The organism is Maricaulis maris MCS10 (genome assembly GCF_000014745.1).
GTDB classification, from domain to species: domain Bacteria; phylum Pseudomonadota; class Alphaproteobacteria; order Caulobacterales; family Maricaulaceae; genus Maricaulis; species Maricaulis maris_A.
The window spans coordinates 349347-368267 of the sequence record NC_008347.1; the positions used below are offsets into that span (position 1 = coordinate 349347).

Sequence of the window (18921 nt, forward strand, 5' to 3'; positions counted from 1 at the left end):
AGCGCCGGGCCTGATTCTATTGCGGCGTGAGTTTCCAGATGCCCCCGTCCGCGCCGATTATCCAGCCGATACGGCCACTGGGCGAGAAGGCGATGGCATTGGGTGCAACGATGTCCCAGCCGCTCTCGCGCCATTCAAACCGGCCCTCTGCGTAGGAACCGACATCAACCCCGCTGGTGCCGACGCTGATCCATTGATCCCCGACGCCGGCAATGCCGGACCGGTAGCCGAAAGGCGGACTGTCCGCCTGTTCCCAACTCTCGCCGCGGTCGGTCGAGGCCGCAAAGTTTCCGGCCCGGGCCGCGGGCGACAGATAGTCTCCTCCACTTGCCACCAGAACACCTGAGCGATCGGTCGAGACCGCAAAAATCCCGGCCCCTGCTGAACCCGCCGCGAGCGGGGTATCGACCGCGTCCCAATGTTCGCCATGGTCGCAGCTGCGCAGGATCCGGGCGACCGGCCCGCCGCCGGTACCGATGAAAGCACAACCGTCTTCCGTCAGGGCTATCGAGCTGTTGGACGCTGCGAACCCGGCTTCGCCCTCCAGTGGCGCGGGCAGGTTTTCCAGGCGCTGCCAGCTTTCTCCGCCGTTCACTGTTCGCAGGATGAGGAAGCTTCCGTCGACCGGGTCGGAGAAGGCCAGTCCGCGGGAGTGGTCCCAGAATGCGAGGCTGTCGATGAAGGCGGAGCCGCTTGTATCGTCCCAGACTGTTGTGAAGCTTGCCCCGCCATCCCGGGTCATGAGAATACGGGCTGGCTGTCCGGCGGTGGCGAAAAGCGCGTGCTGGTCGTCAAAACCCTTTGCGGACCGCAGGTCGGCGCCTTCGGCCGACATTACCGTCGAGACCTGCCAGCTCGCGCCGCCATCGACAGTTCGCAGGACCTGGCCCTCGGGCGCGCCGATCCAGACCGTGTCGTCATCGACGACGCTGAGGCCGCGCAATGACGACGTCACCCCGCTGGATTGTTCCGTGACCGTCCATGCTTCGCCGGAACAGCCTGCAAGGACCGCTGCCGTAGCGGCCAATCCGCCTATCCCGGCGAGTTTGACCGGGATCATCCGCCCTGTCCGAGGCCAAGCAGTGCCACGCTGTCACAGTGCCAGCAGGTGTCGGCACCGATCGGGCTGCCTGGGGGAATTGGCGTGTCGACCAGCTCGGGCGTTTCGCCAGCGTCGAAGCGGTCGATCCCGGCCCTCGCAGCCCGGGCCAGCCACAACTGGTGCGAACTTGCCGGGTCGCTCCGCCGCCGCGACGGTTCGTTGCGGGCGATGGTTTCGAGACGTTGCCGGGCAATGGACGCTGGCGTGGCCGGTCCATCTGCCAGGATATCCAGCAATTGCGCAACATACTCGGTCTGAAGGGCATGCCGGATGGGTTGAAGGCGGGCGGCTTCATCTCCCGGGGCGTCGAAGAGCGTGGCCTCGACCCTGTCGAACAGGTCGGGCAGGCCCATGTGGGATCCATCACGGGCGTGTTGGTCGGCCAGTCGTGACAGGCGCGACGGATTGAGCAATGCCTGCAGCGTGATACGCGCCGACGCCGCGGCTGCGTCGGCGCGACTGAAAGCCGGATAGTCGTCCGAGCGGAACAATTCGCGTGTGGCGGCCGGGTAATAGTCGGCGAGCGGGGCCGGCATCATCAGCGACAGGACCGTGTCCGGGATGTCGAGCGCTTCCGGCTCAAGCGTCGCCAGAAGGGCGTCAACGGATCGCGCCTGATCTGCGGCGGGGACCGGCGTCAGCCCGTCGAGCCCGGCCCGATTTGGGGCGTAACCGAACAGCACACCACCGACCGATTTGGCGGCCGCTTCAACCTGATAGCGATGATAGAGATAGATTGGCGGAAGGACCTGACGCAGCGCGCTGGCGGGTTGGCCAGCGGCGAGCACCTGTTGTCCGAATCCGTCCAGGGCCGCTGAGCGAACCGCCATGGTCTCGGTCAGCATGGCGGTCGGGTCAGCGCCATTGTCCCACAGATTGGCGAGCGGGTGGGCGCTGGCATTGCCGCGGGCATGGCGGTCGGTGATGTAGAGGAGGCCGTTTGACGCGGCGTCGTCGAGAATTTCGTTGAGGGCCGTGGCTTCGACCGCCCCCTCACCAAACTCGCCGTAGAGCCATGAAATCGCGACGCGATCCCACGCGCCTATGCCGACATCATAGGCCCGGCTGGTGTCGATTTCACCGCTTGCGTCCAGCGTGACCAGCGGGGCCGGGTAGTCCATCACCGAGGCCCGGTCCGAGATGCTGGCGGCGAAGTTGTGGGCCAGTCCGATCGTGTGGCCGATCTCGTGGGCGGACAATTGGCGGATGCGGGCGAGGGCAAGTTCAAGCGGGTCGCCGGCTGTTCCGGTACCGGTCTCGGCGGTGCCGACAAGTCCCTCAAAGATCATCCGATCCTGGCGTACGCGCTGGGAGCCGAGGATGACGCGGCCCTTGATGATCTCGCCGGTGCGCGGATCGATGACCGAGCCACCATAGGACCAGCCGCGTGTCTGGCGGTGTACCCACTGGATGACGTTGTAGCGAATGTCGAGCGGGTGGGCCCCTTCCGGCAGAAGCTCGACGCGGAAGGCGTTTTCATATCCGGCGGCGGTAAAGGCATCGGCCCACCAATTGCCACCCTCAATCAGGGCGTCGCGGATGAGCGGCGGGGTGCCGCGGTCAAGATAATAGATGATCGGTTCAACCACGGGTCCCGATTGTGCTGACGGATCAACACGTTCCAGGCGATGGCGCAGGGCGAGTGAGCGGCGGACCGGATCGGTCAGCGGGGTCGCCATGTCGTAATAGGCGCGGGTGAGGGCGCCGGCACGGTCATCGGCTTCGCGCGGCTCATAGCCCGGTGCGGGCAGGGCCGCGAAGGAGTGGTGCACGGTGAGCGTGACCGAATTGGGTGCCGGCGTGACAGCCCGGACCTCGGATCCCGGACTCGCGCTGGTCAGCGTCAAAAGGGCATCAATTTCAACATTTTCCGGGAAGGCCAGAGCGCTGTCCGTGATCGCGGCGGAACGATCGCTGGCGATGGAGAAGCTGCCCTGTCCGCTGTCGGAAAGCTGGTCGGCCGTGCCGACCGGATCCCGTGTCAGGAAGTCCGACAGGTCGATCAACAGGCGTCCCTCGTCTTCCGCGACGATAGCTGTTGACCAGATGATCGAGCGGGCGAAGGAGTTGCGGGTTGCCGCGGCTTCATCCGGGCCGGCCCCGTCGGCGCGGTAACCGAGGTTTTCGAACTCGGCAAAGACCTGGTCGTTGACGCGGAAAAAGCGAAGGATTTCAGAGCTTGAACCGAGGCCGCGATCAAGTCCGACCGGATTGGAACCAAGCCCCGAGGTCAGGCTGGCGGTGTAGATCATCCGCGCCAGTTCATCGTCTTCGCCGATGCTCAGCTCGGCCAGGATGCGGCCATCGGCCGGGTCGACCCAGAGCGGGATGAAACCATCACGGTGTTCAAGGTTTTCAACAACTTCGCCGAAGCTTTCCGCGTCCTGGGCGGTGGCGACCGGCGCCAGTGCGGCCAGCGTCATCGCCCCGAGTACCATCATCATCAGCTTCTTCGTGGTGGTCTTCATGTGTTCATGTCCCCGTTCTTCGTGGCGACGCTAGACGAGGATTTCGGCAGTGTCACCTGCCCGGCTTGACCTGATTGGATATTGTATCCAATTTACGAAGCCATCGATTTTCTCCGTCGGGGATGACAGGTTGGATTCAGGCGTTCCGGCAAGTTCGGGGCGGGTCAGAGACGAGGTCCGGCCGAGCCGGTCCCAAGTGAGGGCATGACATGACCACAACAAGCTGGCGCGGCGTTTTCCCCGCAGCGACGACACAATTTGCCGAAGACCATTCCGTCGATCTCGAGGCGACCACAGCCGTGGTCCGCGCGCTGGTCGATGATGGCGTGCACGGGCTGATTGCCATGGGCACGGTGGGGGAGAACAACTCGCTGACGGCCGATGAGAAACGGGCTGTTCTGGCGGCGATCGTGGATGCGGTCGATGGGCGCGTGGCGGTCCTGACCGGGGTCTCCGAACTCACCACAGCCCTGGCGCAAACCTATGCGATCGATGCGGCGCGGATCGGCGCTGACGGGCTGATGTTGCTGCCGGCCATGGTCTATGTGCCCAGCGAAGCGGAACTTGAAGCCCATATCCGCACCGTGGCGGCGGCGACTTCCCTGCCGGTCATGCTCTACAACAATCCGCCCGCCTACCGGGTCTCGATCTCGCTCGATACGCTGGAGCGCCTGTCCGATGTACCGACCCTGGTCGCCATCAAGGAAAGCGCCCCCGATCCGCGGCGCATCACCGACATCATCAATCGGTGCGGCGACCGCTATCTGGTCTTCGCCGGTCTCGACGATGTCGCGCTGGAGGAAATCCTGCTGGGTGCGGTGGGCTGGGTATCCGGCCTGACCAATGCCTTCCCGGCCGAGTCGATTGCCCTGTGGGACGCGGTCGAACGGGGTGACCTGGAAACCGCACGCTCCATCTATCGCTGGTTCATGCCGCTGCTGCATCTCGATGCCGAGCATGATCTGGTCCAGTCGATCAAGCTGGCCGAGGCCGTGATGGGGCGCGGCTCGGAGCGGGTCCGCATGCCGCGCATGGTGCTGACGGGTGAGCGGCGGGCCGAAGTGATCGCCATGGTCGAAACCGCCCGCGACAGCCGCCCGGTCAAACTGCCATCGGTACTGGCGCACTGAGCCAGGGTCAGGAGCGCGTCATGCGCCACGTCTTCCAGTGCCTGGACGGACATGCCTGCGGCAATCCGGTCCGCCTGATCACCGGGCCCCTGCCCTTTCTCGAGGGCGCGACCATGGGGGAGAAGCGGGCTGACTTCATGGCCCGTTTCGACTGGATACGTCGCTCCCTCATGTTCGAGCCGCGCGGCCATGACATGATGTCCGGCGCGATGTTCTACCCGCCGTGCTCGCCCGGCGCAGACGCCTCCATCCTCTTCATCGAGACCTCCGGCTGCCTGCCCATGTGCGGCCACGGCACGATCGGCGCGCTGACCATGGCGCTGGAAAACGGCGTCATCACACCGGCGGACCGCAATTGCGTCCGCCTGGATGCGCCGGCCGGCCGGATCGAGGCAGACATTGACTGGCAGGGTGACCGTGTGGCCGGCGTGCGGATCCGCAATGTGGCGTCCTATCTCGCCGTCAGCGGCCTGATCCTCGACATTCCCGGCTGGCAGGCCGTCACGGTCGATATCGCCTATGGCGGCAATTTCTACGCCATTATCGAGCCACAGCCGGGCTATGCCGATCTTGAAGAGCTGACAGTCGCCGACATATTGCGCCTGAGCCCGCTCGTCCGCAGCGCCGCCAACGACGCCGTCACCCTGACCCATCCCGATGACCCCCGTGTCGGCGGTGTCTCCCACGCCCTGTGGACCGGCCGCTCCCGCGACCCGAAAGCCCAGGCCCGCAACGCCGTCTTCTATGGCAGCCGCGCCATCGACCGGTCCCCCTGCGGCACCGGCACCAGCGCCCGCATGGCCCAGCTGGCTGCCCGCGGGCAGCTGAAGCCCGGCGATGACTTCGTCCATGAAAGCCTGATCGGCAGTCTTTTCGAAGGACGAGTGGAGGGTGCGACCACGGTCGGTGACCACGCCGCCATCATCCCCAGTATCAAGGGTTGGGCCATCCAGACGGGCATCAACACGATCTGGGTCGACGAGCGTGATCCCTATGCGGGCGGATTTACGGTGGGGTAGAAAGGGGGCCAGCCTGGCGTCACCGCCCCCGCAAACCCGACCACATTTTTCCCGGACGCAGGCCCGGCCCTGAGCCGGGCGGAGATCCGGGACCCACCGCCCACTCCGGCAAGCGATGAGTCTCCCGTTGGTCCCGGATGGCGCTGCGCGCCTCCGGGAAAAATGAATTGGGGGCGGAAAGGTCAGGGCGTCGAGTCGGAAGGGGTCAGACGGGCGAGCGTCCAGCCACCTCGCCATGTCAGGGCGAGGGCCTCTCGAAAGCGGATATGGGCGGGTTTACGGTGGGGTAGGGCTTCGAAAGTTGCTTTGATTGCCCAAGTGCGGCACGTGTGCTCGGGACGCTGGGGGAGTAAGGCGTGATGGTTTTCAACGTGATCGTCCTGGGTTTGTCGATGCAGGCAGCTCATGGCCTGTTCTCGGAAGCCCGGGCTGAAATGGCTCAGAATGCCGTTTGCGCAGCATTGGCAAGTACAATGGGCGACAGCGAACTGCATGAAATCCATCTGAGAAAGGCAATCGATTCCGGACTGACTATTTTCGCCGATGATCTGGCGATGAGCGATGGCAAGCATGACTCGCAATTCATGGAGTATGGGCCGGAGTTTTTCGCCGGATGGATGCTCAGCAGCGTTCAAACCATTACGCGGGTCAATTTGACGTATCCGAACAATCTCGAAGCGCATGGGACAAAGCGGCCATATCGCTACATTGGCGCAGCCGCCAAGCTTGCCCGGGAACGCTATGGAGCGATGGAGTGCGCGGCCCGGATCGCGTAAGAGGAATGGCCGCGCGGAGGCGGCTAGACTTTTCCGCGCACGGGCTGGCCCTAACCCTCAAACGCCTTCACCAGCGCCGCTCGCGCGGTCTCGATGTGGGCGACCATGCGGTTGGCGCCAGCGACCGGGTCGCCGGTCTTCATCGCGTCCAGCAGGCCGTCATGCTCGGCATTGGCGGTCTTGCGCGCGTCCGGGCCGAGCGACAGCTGCAGGCGGACATAACGGTCGATATGCTGGTTGAGGGACAGGACAATGGCCTGGGTCCGTGGCCGGCTCGCCGGAGCGTGTAGCGCGGCGTGGAAGTCGCGGTTGAGGGCGCCGAAACTGGCCGTGTCTCCCTTGGCCAGGGCCTCGGTTTCGCGAGCGCGGACGGTTTCGACGGCCGCGATATCAGCCGGTTCGGCCCGCTGTATGGCGTGGGCAAACAGGCCGGGCTCCAATAGCAGGCGGATGTCGAAGAGCTCGGCCATTTCGGCCTCTGACACTTGGGACACTGTCACCCCGCGATTGGCGTGAAAGACGACAAGTCCCTCAACTTCCAGCTGGCGCAGCGCTTCGCGGACCGGCATGCGCGACACCTTGTAGGCATCGGCAAGGGCTTCCTGCCGCAGGGCTTCGCCGGGTGCCAATTCATTGGCCAGGATGCGCGCGCGGACCCGGGCTGCGAGCTGGTCGACGACGGATCGCGTTTCGATCGGATCTGAATAGTGTTGGTCCGAGCCAGGCACGCGGCGCTCCAGGGGTGATGGGCCTGGCTGCAGACTAGGCAGGTCCGCGAGGACTGTCATGCCATGGATGCTGTCTGGCGGTTTGGTGTCCACCTTTCGGGCGACGTCGGGCGGTGCCGGGCGACGTCGGGCGTGTGGCTCAGAGGCGAGGATTGTGCTGCATATACGAGCGGGGCCGCATCATCATTGCGCGTGCCGCCTGTCTGGCGAGCGAAGCGTGCACCGACTATTTGCTTCTCATCGACCAATCCATGGTCTGGTTTGGAATTTCATTCCTCCATCGTCCAAATTGCGGCATAAAATGCCAATACGCCGCATCGTCGCCGACTTGTGCACTTGCGAAGTCTGTGCTGCATTGGCGAACTTTCGACTTTGCCAAGGGGGCCGGATTGCTCAGATTTGTGGACATAGACCAGACCTATCCGGAAAAGCGCTCGGAAACCGAACGGCGTGAGGATTTCAATGAAATCTATCGCGCCTTCACCACCGAAGCCGCTGCCGGGCAGGCCTCGCGGTGTTCGCAATGCGGCGTCCCCTTTTGCCAGTCCGGTTGCCCCTTGCAGAACAATATCCCCGACTGGCTGATGCTGGCCGGAGAGGATCGTCTCAGGGAGGCCTATGACGCCTCGGCCGCAACCTCGACCATGCCCGAAATCTGCGGTCGCATCTGCCCGCAGGACCGCCTGTGCGAAGGGTCCTGCGTCGTCGAAAAGTCCAAACATGGCGCCGTGACCATCGGTGCCGTCGAGCAATACATCACCGACACGGCGTGGAAAGAGGGCTGGGTCGAGCCGCTCAAGGTCGGGCCGGAACGCGGGCAGAGTGTCGCCGTGATCGGCTCCGGCCCGGCCGGCCTGGCTGCGGCCGAGCGCCTGCGCGAGAGCGGATTTGCGGTCACGGTCTATGAACGCGCCGACCGCGCCGGTGGCCTGCTGATGTATGGCATTCCCGGCTTCAAACTGGAAAAGCATGTGGTCCAGCGCCGCATCGACCGGCTGGTGCGCGGCGGTGTCGCGTTCAAACTCAATTTCGAAGTCGGGCGGGACGCCACGCTGGCGGAGATCCGCAGCGGACATCACGCGGTACTGCTGGCCACCGGCGTCTACAATGCGCGGGCCCTGACCTGTCCGGGCTCCGGCGATGGCGTGCTGGCCGCACTCGACTATCTGACACGCGCCAATCGCGATGATCTGGGCGATCCGGCTGCCAATGACAGCGTGCTGGACGCCAGGGGCAAGCGCGTGGTCGTGGTCGGTGGCGGTGACACGGCCATGGATTGCGTGCGCACCGCCGTGCGTCAGGGGGCCAGGTCGGTGACCTGTCTCTATCGCCGTGACCGGGCCAACATGCCCGGCTCGGCCCGCGAGGTGAAACATGCCGAGGAGGAGGGCGTTGTCTTCGAATGGCTGTCCGCGCCGCTCGCCGTCCTGACAAAGGGTGATGCCATTTCCGCCGTCCGGGTGCAGGGCATGCGCCTGGGTGCCCCGGATGCTTCCGGTCGCCGTGCGCCGGAAGCGGATCCGGGCAAGACCTGGGATGTCGAGGCTGAGATGGTGATTTCGGCGCTCGGCTTCACACCGGAAGACCTGCCGGTCCTGTTCGAAGAGCCCGATCTGTCGGTCCATAGAGACGGCCGGGTCGAGGCTGACCGGGATACCCGCATGGCGAGCCTGGACGGCGTCTTCGTTGCCGGCGACCTGCACCGTGGTGCGTCACTGGTGGTGTGGGCGATCAAGGACGGGCTCGATGCCGCGCGCTCGATCGAATCCTATCTCGACAATCGCATGCGTGTGCTGGGAGCGGCCGAATGACGAACAAGACCTGGTCCGAAGCCGCCCACCGCCAGGGGCTGGAAACCCTCACCAATGCCGGCCTGATCGATCCGCGTGACGAGCGCGATGCCTGTGGTGTCGGCCTGATCGCCGACATGAAGGGGCGAGCCCGCCGCGATATTGTCGAGCTGGCGATTGATGCGCTCAAGGCGGTCTGGCACCGCGGCGCCGTCGATGCTGACGGGCTGACCGGTGACGGCGCAGGATTGCGCGTCGGTGTGCCGCAGGAATTCTTCAAGGCTGCCGTCGCCCGCACCGGGCACGAACCCGAGCGCGGCGATGTCATCGTCGGCATGGTCTTCCTGCCGCGGACCGATTTCGCCGCTCGCGAACGGGCCCGGGCGATCATCGAGGCGGAGATCCTGCGCGAGGGGTTTGCCTTTTACGGTTGGCGCCAGCCGCCGATCGACACGTCTGTGCTGGGCGACAAGGCCCGCGCCACCCTGCCGGAAATCGAGCAGGTCCTGTTCCGCGATCCGCGCTGCCGTGACAGCGAGGCCGTCGAGCGTGTCCTCTATATCGTGCGTCGCCGGATCGAGCGCCGGGCTCGCGAGGAAAACCTGCGCGACCTCTATGTCTGCTCGCTGTCCTCGCGCGATATCATCTACAAGGGTCTGTTCCGGGCCGAGGATATCGACGCATTCTACCCCGATCTGCAATCGCCGGAATTCATTTCGCCCTTCGCAATTTTCCACCAGCGCTACTCGACCAATACCTTCCCCGAATGGCGGCTGGCCCAGCCCTTCCGCATGCTGGCGCACAACGGCGAAATCAACACGATCCGGGGCAATATCAACTGGATGAAGAGCCATGAGGTTCACATTGCCGAGACGGCCTTTGCCGATGTCGAGCAGGATGTGAAACCGGTCATCCAGTCTGGCGCGTCCGACAGTGCGGCGCTTGACCAGACCTTCGAAATCCTGGTCCGGGCCGGGCGGTCGGCGCCGATGACCAAGACGCTTCTGATCCCGGAAGCCTGGTCCAAGCGGGCCGATGTCATGCCCGAGGGCTGGAGCCGGATGTATGAGTATTGCAATGCGGTGATGGAGCCGTGGGACGGTCCGGCCGCGATTGCAGCTTTTGATGGCCGCTGGGCGATTGCCGGGCTCGACCGCAATGGCCTGCGCCCGATGCGCTATGCGCTGACCAATGACGATATTTTCGTGGCCGGCTCCGAGACCGGCATGGCGCCGGTCGATCCGGCCACCGTCACCGAACGCGGCTCGATCACGCCGGGTCGTCTGGTGGCACTCGACATTGTCGAGGGCAAATTCTTCCGCGAGCAGGACATCCTCAACGAGCTGTCCGAGCAGCACCCCTATACGCGCTGGCTGGGTGAGATGGAGGATATCGAACCGATTGTCGGCCCCGGCGCCGAAGATCAGTTGTTCGATGATGCCGATCGCACCCGCCGTCAGGCCGCGTCCGGTTTTACCTTCGAGAATATCGAGCTGGTCATCAAGGCGATGGCCGAGGATGGCAAGGAGGCGGTCGGCTCGATGGGCGATGATGCGCCACTGGCCGTGCTGTCGGAAAGCTACCGCCCGCTCTCCCATTTCTTCCGCCAGAATTTCTCGCAGGTGACCAACCCGCCGATCGACCCCCTGCGCGAAGGCCGGGTGATGGGTCTGAAGACCCGTTTCCGCAATCTGGGCAATATCCTCGGCCAGGGCGAGGCGCGGGCCAGCGTGCTGGTGCTGGAAAGCCCGATCCTGTCGAATGGCAGTTATGAGCGCTGGCGTGACCATATGGGCGGCGCGATCAAGGAGATCGATTGTCTCCTGCCGGTTGCGAGTGCCAATGGTGACGGGCAGGTCCTGCGGGCCGCGATCGACGAGGTGATCCGCGAATGCGTCGCCGCCGTTCGCGACGGTGCGGCTCATCTGGTGCTCACCGATCACCGCCAGGACAGCGAGAATGCGGCGCTGCCAATGGTGCTGGTCGCCGGCGCAGTCCACTCCACCCTGACACGCGAGGGCCTGCGCAATTTCTGTTCGCTCAATGTGCGGGCAGGTGAGTGTTTCGATGCCCACTATGCTGCCGTCCTGATCGGTCTGGGCGCGACCACCGTGAACCCCTATCTCGCCTTCGACACGGTCACGGCCGGTCGTGAGGCTGTGGGCGGAGAAAGCTGGGCCCGTGAACGAGCTGCCCGTCTCAAGACGGCACTCGATGGCGGCCTGCTCAAAATACTCTCAAAGATGGGGATTTCGATCATTTCCTCCTATCGCGGGGGCTGCAATTTCGAAGTGCTTGGCCTGTCGCGCGCCTTGGTCGAGGCCTATCTGCCGGGCGTGGTGAGCCGGATTTCCGGTATCGGACTGCCGGGTCTGGAAGTGCGCACTATCGACCTTCATCGCCGATCCTGGCATGGCGAAGCGCGGCTGCCGATCGGCGGCTTCTATCGCCAACGCGCCAGCGGCGATCGCCACGCTCTCAATGCGCCGGTGATCAGCGCCCTGCAGACGGCTGTCCGCGACAATGATCCGGCGGCCTGGAAACAATATGGCGCGGCAATCAAGGATCAGGGTCCGATCCAGTTGCGCGACCTGATGGACATGCGCCCGATCGGTCCGACCGTGGGTCTGGACCGGGTCGAGTCGATCAATGGCATCCGCCGTCGCTTTGTCACGCCGGGCATGTCGCTGGGGGCGCTGTCACCCGAGGCGCATGGGGCGCTCAATGTGGCCATGAACCGGATCGGCGCCAAGTCGGTGTCCGGCGAGGGCGGCGAGGATCCGGCCCGCTACAAGCCGCTGCCCAATGGCGACAACATGAATTCCGCGGTCAAGCAGATCGCATCCGGTCGTTTCGGCGTCACCGCCCAGTATCTGGGACAGTGCCGCGAGATGGAGATCAAGGTCGCCCAGGGCGCCAAGCCCGGCGAGGGCGGCCAGCTGCCCGGCTTCAAGGTCACCGAATTCATCGCCCGCATGCGACTGGCAACGCCGGGCGTCAGCCTGATCTCGCCGCCACCGCATCATGACATCTATTCGATCGAGGATCTGGCCCAGCTCATCTACGACCTCAAGCAGATCAACCCGACGGCCCGGGTTGGCGTCAAGCTGGTCGCGGCCGCGGGCGTCGGGGCTGTTGCGGCCGGCGTCGCCAAGGCCAATGCCGACATTATCAATATCTCCGGCTCGGTTGGCGGCACCGGAGCTGCCGCCCTGTCCTCGATCAAGTTCGCCGGCGGACCGCTGGAGCTCGGCCTTGCCGAAGCGCACCAGATGCTGTCGCTCAACGGTCTGCGCGAACGCGTCACCCTGCGCGCCGATGGCGGTATCCGCACCGGTCGTGACATCGTCATTGCTGCCATGCTGGGCGCCGAGGAATTCGGTGTTGGCACCGCTTCGCTGATCGCCCTGGGTTGTCTGATGGTGCGGCAGTGCCATTCCAACACCTGCCCGGTCGGGGTCTGCACCCAGGATGACGACCTGCGCGCCCGCTTCGGTGGCATTCCCGACCATGTCGTCAATCTGATGACCTTCCTGGCCCAGGACGTGCGTGAAATCCTGGCCGACCTCGGTGCCACCTCGCTGGAAGACATTATTGGCCGGGCCGACCTGCTCGACCAGGTTTCGCGTGGTTCGCAGGCGCTGGACGATCTCGACCTGTCGGCGATCATGTCGCGGGCCGATGCCGTGGAACGTCCGGCCCGCTCGACCCGCAGCCTGCGCAATGACGTCGCGCCGGCGCTGGACGAACAAATCATCCAGGACGCCGCCCCTGCCTTCGATCGCGGCGAGAAGATGCAGCTCGATTATGGCGTCAAGAATACCGACCGCGCCGTCGGCACGCGGACCTCGTCACAGATTGTCGAGCGGTTCGGCCCGGACGGGCTGGGGGTCGACCACCTGACGCTGCGTCTGCGTGGCTCGGCCGGCCAGTCGCTGGGCGCCTTCTCGGCCAAGGGTTTGCGGATCGAGCTCGACGGTGATGCCAATGACTATGTCGGCAAGGGCCTGTCCGGCGCCAGCATCATCGTGCGGCCCTATGGCGGCGCGACCGAGGCGAATGAGGAACACGCCATCATCGGCAATACCTGCCTTTACGGCGCCACCTCCGGACGCCTGCTGGCGGCAGGACGGGCCGGCCAGCGTTTTGGTGTCCGCAATTCGGGCGCCGACGCGGTGATCGAGGGCTGCGGGACAAACGGGTGTGAGTACATGACCGGCGGTACTGCCGTGATCCTCGGCCCGGTCGGTGATAATTTCGCGGCCGGCATGACCGGTGGCGATGTCTTCATCTATGACCCGGATCGCCGCCTTGATGCCCGACTCAACCGCGAGACTGTGCTGGCCTTCGATCTGGAAGGTGAGGGCGAACGTCGCTGCCTGTCGATGATCGAGAGCCATGCGGCCGAGACCGGCTCGCGCATCGCGGCCCGCTTGCTGGCCGCCTGGCCGGCAGAGCGGCAACACTTCGTCCATCTGCGCGGTGAGGAAGTGGTGAAACGTGAGCGGGCGGCACTTGCGGCAGCCAATGACAGCCAGTCGGCCTGAATCTGGCGGTTGTCTGACCTTGAGAATTGATATTGCGGCGCAACACGGGCATTGGTCGGCCCAGATATCGGGCGTAAGACATCGCCCGGACCAGCCGCAAGGAGCACAAGATGCGGATCGACAAAATCTCCGCGGGCGCAAATCCGCCTGAAGACATCAATGTCATCATCGAAGTCCCGGTCGGTGGCCAGCCTGTCAAATACGAGATGGACAAGGATGCCGGTACGCTCTTCGTCGATCGCTACCTGCACACGCCGATGAGCTATCCGTGCAATTACGGCTTCATGCCGCACACCTTGTCGGAAGATGGTGACCCGATTGACGTGATGATCGTCGGCCATACCACCCTGGTGCCGGGTTGCGTCGTGCGCGCCCGCCCGATCGGCGTCCTGCTGATGGAAGACGAGAGCGGAATGGACGAGAAGATCCTCGCCGTCCCGCATCACAAGCTCTCCCCGCTCTATGGCAAGGTCAACGAGCCGGACGATATCCCGGAAGCCCAGCTGATGCGGATCAAGCATTTCTTCGAGCACTACAAGGATCTCGAGCCCAATAAATGGGTCAAGGTCATCGGCTGGGGCGACGCCGCCAAGGCCCGCGAGCTGATCCTGGATTCGATTGAGCGCGTGAAAAGCTGAGCAACGTCACAACACGGCAATGCAACAAGCCCCGGACCGGCTGGTCCGGGGCTTTTTCTATGCTGAGGATCGGCTGCCCGGCGCCTGTTCGTGTTGGCGCCGGCCGAACCGGTCATTCGCTGGCTGACAGGCATTGGAGATGTGCGAAAATGCACCTTGACTTTTATCAATTATCAACGATGGGAGGGGCTAGACTGGCACCGCCTTGACGGATGTCCGTATCGTTGTGGAGTGGAATATGAGCAAAGTATCCGGGTGTCTGGAAGGGGTCAGCTTCCTCGGGCCGAAATCCGAGAATGCCAACTGGCTTCGATCCGAGTTCGATCGTGTCCTGGACCAATGGTTCGACTGGCGCCGCGCGCTGTTCAGCGAGGATCCCTCACCGATCCCGGAGTCGATCCGACTGACGCCGGATTTTCTCGCCGGCCAGGACATGCTCTCACAAAAAGTCCGTGAACTCAGCGACATGATGACGGGGGAAGTGCCCAAGTACACGCCCCGTTACATTGGTCACATGGTGTCGGAACTGTCAGTGCCCGCCTTGCTCGGGCATTTTGTCACGCTGCTGCACAATCCGAACAATACGTCTCGCGATGTGGCCCGTGTGAGCGGCAGGGTCGAGGATGAGGCGATCTCCATGCTGGCCGCGATGATCGGTTTCGATCCGGCCCGGGCGCAGGGTCATTTCACCAGTGGTGGCACCATCGCCAATTTCGAGAGCGTCTGGCGAGCCCGCTACCGGATGGATCACTCCCTGGCATTGGGTCTGTGCATCGCAGAAAAGACAGGCGAGCCATTTGATCCGGTCAGCTTCGCTCACCTTGGATGGGAAGCCCACACGGCCCTGGCCGCAACTCACAACATCACCGATGCGGAGCTGCGTGAAGCCAGCGGAGTCCTGGGCAATCCGTTCCGGATTGCGGCCAGAATTACCCGCGCGTCCGGCCGCGAGTGGAACGGCCCGGTCCTGTTGGTCCCGGGCAACAAGCACTTCTCATGGCAGAAGGCCGCGAATGTTTTCGGCCTGGGTGAGGAGGCCTTCTGGACGATTGGGCTGGACCGGAATGGCCGGCTCAGCCTCGCATCATTGCGCGAAGCAATTGAACGGGCCTTCGCCGCTGGTCGCCCGGTCCTTGCCGTGGTCACCGTCGCCGGCACGACAGAAGCGGGTGAAATCGATCCGGTTGACGGTGTCTGTGATGTGCTCGACGCGTGGCGCGATGCGGGCCGTGACATCTGGCATCATGTCGATGCGGCATGGGGCGGCTTCCTGTGCTCGATGTTGGGTGGTGACGCCGGTCGGGTCCTGAGCGAGCATGCCGGTCGCGCGTTGAAGGCCATTCGCCGGGCCAACTCCGTAACGTTGGACCCACACAAGCTGGGATATGTGCCGTATGCCTGTGGCGCCTTCCTTGTGAGGGACCAGGCCAGCTACGCCAATTCGACTTTCGCAGCGCCGTATATCGACCGGTCGGCTCCCAATGACCGATGGATGATGACGCTGGAAGGTTCGCGCAGCGGCTCCGGTGCCGCTGCGGTCTGGCTGACGGGGAAGACCCTGACCTTCGGCCCGCAAGGTTTCGGCGATATCATGGCGGGCACACTCGACAGTCGCGCCTACTTCGAACAGGCGCTCGTTTCCGGATGCCGCCTTGTCCGGATTCTCGAACCGGCAGACTCCAATATTCTGTGTTTCTCCCTGGCGAAACAGGGCGAGGGCCTTGCCGCCTCCAATGCGCGGACCCGGCGTGTTTTCGAAGCATTTGTCGGCGACCCGGAATTTTCAGTCTCCAGGACCGAACTCTCGGTGGCGAATTACGGCGCACTGATCGACAGCCATCTCGACCGATACGGCGGTCAGGCCGATTGCCAGTCCCTGGTCCTGATCCGTTGCGTGTTCATGAACCCGTTCTGGCGGAATCCGCAGGTTCGGTCGGCCTTGATGCCGCGCTTCCTCGATCGCCTTGAGACCCACATGAATTGATAAATGTCAAGCCATGTTCGGTGCGGCTCAGGGCCGCGCGTCAAGGCGTCGCGATGACGCCCTCGCCGGAATGACACAATATGTTGTGGTCATTTTGCAGGACACGACAACATATCGTGTTGATGGAGGGTAGCATGCAGTCGGAACAATTGGCTTGGCATCAGGATAGACGGATCGAACAAGCGGTCGCGGCGCAAATCAATGTGAAGTCGACCATCGAGGAATATGTCCACCGCGAGGACTGGCGCATCAAGGCCAATGCCAATCAGGGATACTCCCTGGGCGGCCTGATACTGAATACATCCGGGAAGGTGACGGCCAACTACTGGCTCGATCACGTATACCCGCCTGCCGTCGGGATCGCGCACAGGAATGCCGACCTGCACGTCCACGACCTGGACATGCTGGCGGGCTATTGCGCCGGATGGTCATTGCGCAATCTTCTGGTGGAGGGCTTCAACGGTGTCCCCGGGAAGATCGAGGCCGCTCCGCCAAGGCACTTCACCAGTGCGCTCGGCCAGATCGTCAATTTTCTGGGGGCGTTGCAGAATGAATGGGCCGGCGCCCAGGCGCTTTCCTCGTTTGATACCTATCTTGCTCCTTTCCTGCGTCTTGACGGCCTGGGTTATGATGCCGTGGTGCAGGCGATGCAGGAATTTGTGTTCAATCTGAATGTTCCGTCGCGCTGGGGTACGCAGACACCTTTCACCAATCTCACCTTTGACTGGGTCTGTCCGGAGGATCTCCGCGACGATGTTGCCATGGTCGGCGGGGAACCGGTTGACTTCAGCTATGGTGAACTCCAGGCCGAGATGGACATCATCAACCGGGCCTTCATCGAAGTCATGACGCGCGGCGATGCACGCGGGCGCGTGTTTACCTTCCCGATTCCGACCTACAACATCACCGATGACTTCCCCTGGGAGTCGGAAAATGCGCGACGCCTGTTCGACATGACCGCCAAATATGGTCTCCCGTACTTCCAGAACTTCATCAACTCGGAACTCAAGCCCAACCAGATACGCTCCATGTGTTGTCGCCTTCAGCTGGACCTGCGCGAGTTGCTGAAGCGCGGCAATGGCTTGTTCGGCTCGGCCGAGCAGACCGGTTCGATCGGTGTGGTGACGATCAATTGTGCCCGCCTTGGCTACCGTTTCGCCGGCGATGAGGCTGGATTGATGGCCGAGGTCGACCGGCTCCTCGAGCTTGGACGTGACAGCCTGGAGATCAAGCGGGCCTTGATCCAGTCATTGATGGATGACGGGCTGTTCCCGTACTCCAAGCGGTATCTGGGCAGTTTGCGGAACCATTTTTCGACGCTCGGCGTCAATGGCGTCAATGAAATGATCCGCAATTTCACCCACGACGAGGCGGACATCACCACACCCTTCGGCGAAGCGTTTGCCTTGCGCCTTCTCGATCATGTTCGGGCCCGCATGCTCGAATTCCAGGACCAGACCGGCCATATGTACAATCTGGAAGCGACGCCGGCGGAAGGCACGACCTACCGGTTCGCCAAGGAGGACGCCAAACGCTTCCCGGGCATCCTGCAGGCCGGCACTGAGACATCGCCCTACTACACCAATTCCAGTCAGTTGCCGGTCGGGTTTACCGATGACCCGTTCGAGGCCCTGACCCGTCAGGACGCCTTGCAGACCCGGTATACAGGCGGAACGGTCCTGCACCTTTACATGAGCGAAAGGCTGTCGAGTCCGGAAGCCTGTGCGGCGCTGGTCCGAAGGTCGCTGGAGAGCTTCCACCTGCCCTACATCACCGTGACGCCGACCTTCTCGATATGTCCCCATCATGGCTATCTGGCTGGCGAGGAACATTTCTGTCCGACATGTGATGAAGAGGCCAAACTGGCCGGGCGCTATGATCCGGACAATCGTCAGGCCTGCGAGGTCTGGACGCGGGTGATGGGCTATCACCGGCCTGTCGAGGCGTTCAATCCTGGCAAAAAGTCCGAGCATGAAGAGCGCCAGCACTTCACGGAACGCCGGACGTCTCGCCGTGCTGCCTGACGGATTGTCCGCCATTCGGGTGGGCGGCTTCCAACCGTTCACCACCTTGGACTATCCCGGGCAGATGGCGGCGGTTGTCTTCCTGCAAGGCTGTCCATTGCGCTGTGTCTATTGCCACAATCCGGACCTGCTCCCGGTGCACGCGGACACGGAAATTGACGGTCGAGAGATCGCAGCCCGCCTGAAGGAGCGCCGCGGCTTGTTGCAAGCCGTGGTGTTCTCCGGCGGAGAGCCGCTTGTCCAGTCCGGGTTGGCGGCGGCGATGGATCATGTCCGGTCGCTCGGATTCAAGGTCGGTCTGCACACGTCCGGGATATCCCCGGACCGGTTTCAGCGTCTGCGCGACCGGGTCGACTGGGTCGGATTTGACATCAAGGCGCCGTTTTCAGGCTATGGCGGTGTCACGGGTGTCAATCAGGCCGGGCGTCGGGCCGAGGCCAGTTTCGCCATGCTCGCCGCTTGGGGCATTCCCTACGAGGTGAGGGTAACCATCTGGCCGAGCCTGATTGATTGCGAGGCTGTCCGGCAGATCGCCACCGAAGTGCATCGACTGGGGTGCAAGGATTTCGCCCTCCAGGAATGTCGGGACCCGGCGACCGGTGAGGCGATGGGGGGCGCGGCGTTCCTGGATGAAGACCTGCAGGCCGATCTGGCGCAACGCTTTCCCGGATTTTCAGTCCGACGGGCAAGTCATGCCAGAGCGGCGTGACAATGG

At 63.6% G+C, this 18921-nt stretch carries 12 protein-coding genes; 9 read left to right on the plus strand and 3 right to left on the minus strand.

All coding sequences use genetic code 11. From position 1 onward, the window contains the following. Nucleotides 1-16: 16 nt before the first annotated feature. Nucleotides 17-1060, minus strand: a complete 1044-nt coding sequence (locus MMAR10_RS01520) for a WD40/YVTN/BNR-like repeat-containing protein (RefSeq protein ID WP_011642235.1) — start codon at nucleotides 1058-1060, stop codon at nucleotides 17-19. Beyond that, nucleotides 1057-3570, minus strand: a complete 2514-nt coding sequence (locus MMAR10_RS01525) for a zinc-dependent metalloprotease (protein ID WP_011642236.1) — start codon at nucleotides 3568-3570, stop codon at nucleotides 1057-1059. Before MMAR10_RS01525 ends, MMAR10_RS01520 begins: the two co-directional genes overlap by 4 nt. A 209-nt stretch (nucleotides 3571-3779) precedes the next feature. Between MMAR10_RS01525 and MMAR10_RS01530 the strand changes: the two genes are divergently transcribed. The 3 genes from MMAR10_RS01530 to MMAR10_RS01540 all read left to right on the plus strand — a co-directional run bounded on the left by MMAR10_RS01530 (nucleotide 3780) and on the right by MMAR10_RS01540 (nucleotide 6495). Continuing rightward, nucleotides 3780-4700: a dihydrodipicolinate synthase family protein gene (locus tag MMAR10_RS01530; protein WP_011642237.1), complete on the plus strand. Its 921-nt coding sequence runs from the start codon at nucleotides 3780-3782 to the stop codon at nucleotides 4698-4700. Between the two features lie 20 nt (nucleotides 4701-4720). Further along, complete coding sequence (locus tag MMAR10_RS01535; protein WP_011642238.1) at nucleotides 4721-5719, plus strand: 4-hydroxyproline epimerase; 999 nt, start codon at nucleotides 4721-4723, stop codon at nucleotides 5717-5719. Nucleotides 5720-6075: 356 nt separating this feature from the next. Then, nucleotides 6076-6495 (plus strand): hypothetical protein, encoded by a 420-nt coding sequence (locus MMAR10_RS01540; protein ID WP_150099680.1) that lies wholly within the window; start codon nucleotides 6076-6078, stop codon nucleotides 6493-6495. Nucleotides 6496-6545: 50 nt separating this feature from the next. On the opposite strand, the gene MMAR10_RS01545 is transcribed toward MMAR10_RS01540, so the two are convergent. Continuing rightward, nucleotides 6546-7223 (minus strand): GntR family transcriptional regulator, encoded by a 678-nt coding sequence (locus MMAR10_RS01545; protein ID WP_049755642.1) that lies wholly within the window; start codon nucleotides 7221-7223, stop codon nucleotides 6546-6548. Between the two features lie 389 nt (nucleotides 7224-7612). Here MMAR10_RS01545 and MMAR10_RS01550 point away from each other — a divergent pair, with 389 nt between their 5' ends. The 6 genes from MMAR10_RS01550 (at nucleotide 7613) to MMAR10_RS01575 (ending at nucleotide 18915) form a co-directional block, all read left to right on the plus strand. Then, nucleotides 7613-9034, plus strand: a complete 1422-nt coding sequence (locus MMAR10_RS01550) for an NAD(P)-dependent oxidoreductase (protein WP_041637162.1) — start codon at nucleotides 7613-7615, stop codon at nucleotides 9032-9034. After that, nucleotides 9031-13560: a glutamate synthase large subunit gene (gene gltB / locus MMAR10_RS01555; protein WP_011642242.1), complete on the plus strand. Its 4530-nt coding sequence runs from the start codon at nucleotides 9031-9033 to the stop codon at nucleotides 13558-13560. The genes MMAR10_RS01550 and gltB overlap by 4 nt, the downstream gene beginning before the upstream one ends. A 110-nt stretch (nucleotides 13561-13670) precedes the next feature. After that, nucleotides 13671-14198 carry an inorganic diphosphatase gene (ppa, locus tag MMAR10_RS01560; protein ID WP_011642243.1) on the plus strand — a complete coding sequence of 176 codons (528 nt, stop codon included), beginning with the start codon at nucleotides 13671-13673 and terminating at the stop codon, nucleotides 14196-14198. A gap of 238 nt (nucleotides 14199-14436) precedes the next feature. Beyond that, nucleotides 14437-16182 (plus strand): pyridoxal phosphate-dependent decarboxylase family protein, encoded by a 1746-nt coding sequence (locus MMAR10_RS01565; protein WP_011642244.1) that lies wholly within the window; start codon nucleotides 14437-14439, stop codon nucleotides 16180-16182. 134 nt (nucleotides 16183-16316) lie between these two features. Then, nucleotides 16317-18206: a ribonucleoside triphosphate reductase gene (locus MMAR10_RS01570; protein ID WP_011642245.1), complete on the plus strand. Its 1890-nt coding sequence runs from the start codon at nucleotides 16317-16319 to the stop codon at nucleotides 18204-18206. Then, nucleotides 18154-18915 carry an anaerobic ribonucleoside-triphosphate reductase activating protein gene (locus MMAR10_RS01575; protein WP_083759483.1) on the plus strand — a complete coding sequence of 254 codons (762 nt, stop codon included), beginning with the start codon at nucleotides 18154-18156 and terminating at the stop codon, nucleotides 18913-18915. Before MMAR10_RS01570 ends, MMAR10_RS01575 begins: the two co-directional genes overlap by 53 nt. Nucleotides 18916-18921 lie beyond the last annotated feature (6 nt).